Source organism: Micromonospora sp. M51 (assembly GCF_018070305.1).
GTDB lineage: Bacteria > Actinomycetota > Actinomycetes > Mycobacteriales > Micromonosporaceae > Micromonospora > Micromonospora parva.
In genome coordinates this window covers 1-4,276 of the sequence record NZ_JAGPXZ010000552.1, presented here as the reverse complement: position 1 = coordinate 4,276, position 4,276 = coordinate 1, and the positions used below count along the sequence as shown (strand labels likewise).

Below are 4,276 nucleotides of genomic sequence, written 5' to 3'. Positions count from 1 at the left end.
GCGTCAGTGCCCTCGGGGTCGGCAGCGCCGGGGTGATCGACCACCGGACGGGTCGGGTGCTGTCGGCCACCGACGCCCTGGCCGGGTGGGCCGGCACCGACCTGAGCGGCCGGCTGCGGGCCCTGCTCGACCTGCCCGTCACCGCCATCAACGACGTGCACGCGCACGCCCTCGGCGAGGCGCGGCACGGCGCGGCGGCCGGCCACCAGACGCTGCTCCTCATCGCGGTCGGCACCGGTATCGGTGCCTCGTTCGTCGTCGAGGGCAGCGCGCTGACCGGTGCCCACTCCGCCGCCGGCCACGCCGGCCACCAACCCTCGCCGTACGCCGGGCGGTTGCGGTGCACCTGCGGCGGGCAGGGGCACCTGGAGGCGATCGCCTCCGGGCCCGGCCTGGCCGAGGAGTACGCGCGGCGGACCGGCCAGCCGGTCGGCGACCTGCGCGCGGTGGCCGTACGCGCGGCGGACGGCGACCCGATCGCCCGGGAGGTGGTCCTGCTGGGCGGGGCCGCCGTCGGCTCGGCGGTCGGCGGGCTGGTCAACATGCTCGACCCCGCTGTCGTCGTCATCGGCGGCGGTGTCGCCGGCCTCGGCGACGCCTGGTGGCAGGCGCTGCGCGACGCCGTACGGCGGGAGACGTTGCCCGTCCTGGACGACGTGCCAGTCCTGGCCTCGACCCTCGGATCGGACGCCCCACTTCTCGGCGCCGCCGCACTCGCCTGGGAGGGCACCGCATGAACACGCTGATCGCGCAGCTCCGGCACCGCCTCGTCGTCTCCTGCCAGGCGTACCCGGGCGAGCCGATGCGCAGCCCGGACACGATGCGCCGGGTGGCCCTCGCCGCCGCCCACGGGGGCGCCGCCGGCATCCGCGCCCAGGGCCTGGCGGACATCTCGGCCATCCGGGGGGCGGTCGACCTGCCACTGATAGGGCTGTGGAAGGACGGGGACGACGACGTCTTCATCACCCCCACGCTGGAGCACGCGCTGTCGGTGGCGCGGGCCGGCGCGCACATCGTCGCCCTCGACGGCACCGCGCGACCCCGGCCGGACGGCCGCACCCTCGCCGACACCATCGCCGCCGTCCACCAGCTGACCGGGGCTCTGGTGATGGCCGACTGTTCCACCCTCGCCGAGGGGATCGACGCCGCGGCGGCGGGCGCCGACCTGGTCGGCACCACCCTGTCCGGCTACACCGCGTACACCAGCAAGCAGCCCGGCCCGGACCTGGACCTGGTGGCCCGGCTCGCCAGCTCGGTCGACGTGCCGGTGGTCGCGGAGGGCCGGATCCACACACCGGCCCACGCGGCCCAGGCGCTGCGGGCCGGGGCGTGGACGGTGGTGGTGGGTACGGCGATCACCCACCCCAGCACCATCACCGGGTGGTTCGCGGCGGCGATGGCGAACGTCGCACCCACACCCACGAACATCTGACAATCCTGCTGCCGTGGAGGCGAAGCTGTGGCTTTGAGCGATCTCACCGTCGCCGACTGCTGGGCGTACCGACCCGACCTGACCGTCCCGGAGGACCTGCACGCGTTCTGGGAGCGGACGCTCGGTGCCGCCCCGGCCGCCGCGGCGACGTACGAGCCGGTCGACACCGGGCTCACCCAGATCCGCACCTTCTCCGTCACCGTTCCCGGCTTCGGCGGCGAGCCGGTGGTCGGCTGGCTGCACCTGCCGGCGACCGCCACCGGGCCGCTGGCGTGCGTGGTCGAATACCTCGGGTACGGCCGGGGCCGGGGCCTGCCGCACGAGAAGCTCTTCTGGGCCTCGGCGGGCTTCGCGCACCTCATCATGGACACCCGGGGGCAGGGCTGGAGTGCCGCGCCCGGCAGCACCGCCGATTCCCACCGGTACCCGGCGGGCACCGTTCCGGGGTTCCTCACCCGTGGCGTCACCAGCCCGGAGGACTTCTACTACCGCAGGCTGATCACCGACGCGGTCCGGTTCGCCCAGGCTGCCCAGGAGCATCCCGCCGTCGACCCCGACCGGGTCGTCGTCACCGGCATCAGCCAGGGAGGGGGCCTGTCGCTGGCGGTGGCCGCGTTGTTCCCGGGCGTGGCGGCGGTCATGCCCGACGTGCCGTTCCTGTGTGACTTCCCGCGCGCCGTGCGGGTCGCCACCGAGGGCCCCTACGGCGAGGTCGCCGAGTATCTCGCGCTGCACCGCGACCAGAGCGGCGAGGTGTTCCGCACGTTGTCGTACGTCGACGCCGCGGTGCTCGCACCCGGCGCGACAGCGCCCGCGCTGTTCTCCGTCGCGATGATGGACCGGACCTGCCCACCCTCGACCTGCTTCGCCGCCTACCACCGCTACGGGGGCGACAAGGACGTGCGTGTGTACGAGTTCAACGACCACGAGGGTGGCGAGGCGCACCAGCAGCTCGAACAGCTCGCCTGGCTGCACAAGCTCTTCGGCCGCTGAGGCGGTGGCCGCCGGCTGGCGTCAGCGCGGCTCCCACGCGTCGGGCAGCGCGGTGAGCTTGCGGACGTGCGCGGGCAGTCGACCGCTGACGATCTCGGCGAGGCTCACCTCGTCGACGACCCGCCGCACCGCCGCCCGGACGGCCACCCACAGGCCGGGCAGGTTCTCCGCGGAGCCTTCGTAGCGGGTTTCCTCGGGACGCAGCCCGCGTACCCCGGCCAGGGGACCCTCAACTGCGCGCAGCACCGCGCCGACTGTCACCTCGCGGGGCGGGCGGGCGAGCGTGTAGCCGCCCTCGGCGCCGCGTTGGGCGCGGACGATGCCGGCCCGGCGCAGATCAGCCAGGACCGCCTCCAGGAACTTGCGGGGCATGTCCTGCTCCGCGGCGATGGCCTGGGTGGACAGCAGCGAGGGGTACGCGGTGGCGAGGCTCAACGCCGCCCGTACCGCGTAGTCGCCGCGCGCGGAGATCTGCACCCTGTCATCCTGCCCGGCCGGTGACGCCCGGCCCTCCGGCGGGCGGCAGTGGTCTCATCGGGTGCTCACCGTTGGCGGAGTCACCGGGGGTGCCGAGGCGGAATCTGCCCCCGTCGGCGGCCGTCGACTCGGCCGGCGGTCGCTGTCGGATCACCCGATTGGCCGCCGGTTGGTCCCGTGCGGCCCGGAACGCGCCGGGGCTGACGCCGACCTCGCGGGTGAAGAAGCGGCCGAAGTTGGTGGGTTCGGAGAAGCCGAGCCGCCGGCCGATCTCGGCGATCGGCAGATCCGTGGTGGCGAGTAACCGGCCGGCCTGCAACGCGACCCGCTCGTCGATGACCTGCTTAGCGCTGCGCCCGGTAACGGCCAGGCAGGCCCGGGTCAGGGTCCGCACGGAGCAGCCCAGCTCGGTTGCGTAGTCCTCGACCCGCCGGGTGTGCGCATAGCCGTGCTCCACCTCGCGGCGGAACCGGTGGAACGTCTCGTCCTCCGGCCGCGACGACGGCCGGTCGGCGTGCGGCAGGGCCAGCCGCAGCAGCAGCACGGCCAGCTGGTGCCGGAGCAGCACGCGGGCGGTGGGACCGTCGGGGTGCCGCCGACAGTCCACCGCCAACTGGCTCACCTCGCTGATCACCGCGTCCTCGTCCTCACCGGCCAACTGCCGCCAGGTCGCGGTGGCGCTCAGGTCGACGTCGAAGTCGCGTACCGCCTCGGGATCCCAGGCGACCACCGTGGCGTCGAACTGGGGGCCTGCGCAGCGCAGCACCTGGCCGGGGCGGACCCGCAGCAGCGTGCCGGGCCGGCACAGCAGCAGGTGAAAGTCGAGCTCGGCGTCGCCGTGCCCCCGGGTGGTGAGAATCAACAGCTCCCGCTCGACGATCACCGGCCGACGCCAGCCCGGGTCGCCGGCAAGGTCGGCCAGCGCGAACGTGGCTATCTCGTCGGGCACGCGAGACGCCGTTCCGATCGATGGCGCGGGGGAGGGATCGGTGGAGACCATCGCCTGCGACGGTAGCCCGAACCGCAGGTCACCGCATCCCGGTCACCGTTCGGAGCGGAATCCGCGGTGCGCCCCGGGCTTGTTTCGGTCCTGGCGGCCAAGCTACGTTACCCGACGGTAGCGCCGCCGGTCCGCGGTCCACCCGGCACTCGCCGGTCACCCCGGCCGGCCGGCGGCCCCCGCCGACTCGCGATGGGATGAGCATGACGCAGCTGTTCTCGGTCGAAGGTAAGACGGTCCTGGTCACCGGCGGGTCGCGGGGGATCGGGCTGATGATCGCCCAGGGCTTCGTCCGGGCCGGCGCACACGTGATCATCTCGTCGCGTAAGGCGGACGTCTGCGAGGCGGTCGCCACCACCCTCTCCGCCGAGGGA

Annotated in this window: 6 protein-coding genes; 4 read left to right on the top strand and 2 right to left on the bottom strand. The window is 74.1% G+C overall.

Annotated elements, in window-relative coordinates; translation table 11 throughout:
* The 3 genes from KBX53_RS24310 to KBX53_RS24300 form a co-directional block, all read left to right on the top strand.
* The coding region (locus KBX53_RS24310; protein WP_210861835.1) for an ROK family protein at positions 1 to 737 on the top strand (737 nt) is incomplete at its 5' end.
* The gene (locus KBX53_RS24305; protein ID WP_210861832.1) at positions 734 to 1,432 is read left to right on the top strand and encodes an N-acetylmannosamine-6-phosphate 2-epimerase; all 699 of its coding nucleotides are present in this window, start codon (positions 734 to 736) and stop codon (positions 1,430 to 1,432) included. The genes KBX53_RS24310 and KBX53_RS24305, both read left to right, overlap by 4 nt.
* Positions 1,433 to 1,459: 27 nt before the next feature.
* Positions 1,460 to 2,425 (top strand): acetylxylan esterase, encoded by a 966-nt coding sequence (locus KBX53_RS24300; protein WP_210861830.1) that lies wholly within the window; start codon positions 1,460 to 1,462, stop codon positions 2,423 to 2,425.
* A gap of 21 nt (positions 2,426 to 2,446) precedes the next feature.
* Here KBX53_RS24300 and KBX53_RS24295 read toward each other — a convergent pair whose 3' ends face one another.
* Both KBX53_RS24295 and KBX53_RS24290 read right to left on the bottom strand, forming a co-directional pair.
* On the bottom strand, positions 2,447 to 2,902 hold the full coding sequence (locus KBX53_RS24295; RefSeq protein WP_030333674.1) for an Rrf2 family transcriptional regulator: 456 nt from the start codon (positions 2,900 to 2,902) through the stop codon (positions 2,447 to 2,449).
* Positions 2,903 to 2,906: 4 nt separating this feature from the next.
* Positions 2,907 to 3,902 carry an AraC family transcriptional regulator gene (locus tag KBX53_RS24290; protein WP_210861828.1) on the bottom strand — a complete coding sequence of 332 codons (996 nt, stop codon included), beginning with the start codon at positions 3,900 to 3,902 and terminating at the stop codon, positions 2,907 to 2,909.
* A gap of 203 nt (positions 3,903 to 4,105) precedes the next feature.
* Here KBX53_RS24290 and KBX53_RS24285 point away from each other — a divergent pair.
* The coding region (locus tag KBX53_RS24285) for an SDR family NAD(P)-dependent oxidoreductase (RefSeq protein ID WP_210861837.1) at positions 4,106 to 4,276 on the top strand (171 nt) is incomplete at its 3' end.

Bases quoted from the DNA above. Each gene is read 5' to 3' on its own strand.
- KBX53_RS24305 (WP_210861832.1), top strand. From the start codon at position 734: ATGAACACGCTGATCGCGCAGCTCCGGCACCGCCTCGTCGTCTCCTGC.
- KBX53_RS24290 (WP_210861828.1), bottom strand. From the start codon at position 3,902: ATGGTCTCCACCGATCCCTCCCCCGCGCCATCGATCGGAACGGCGTCT.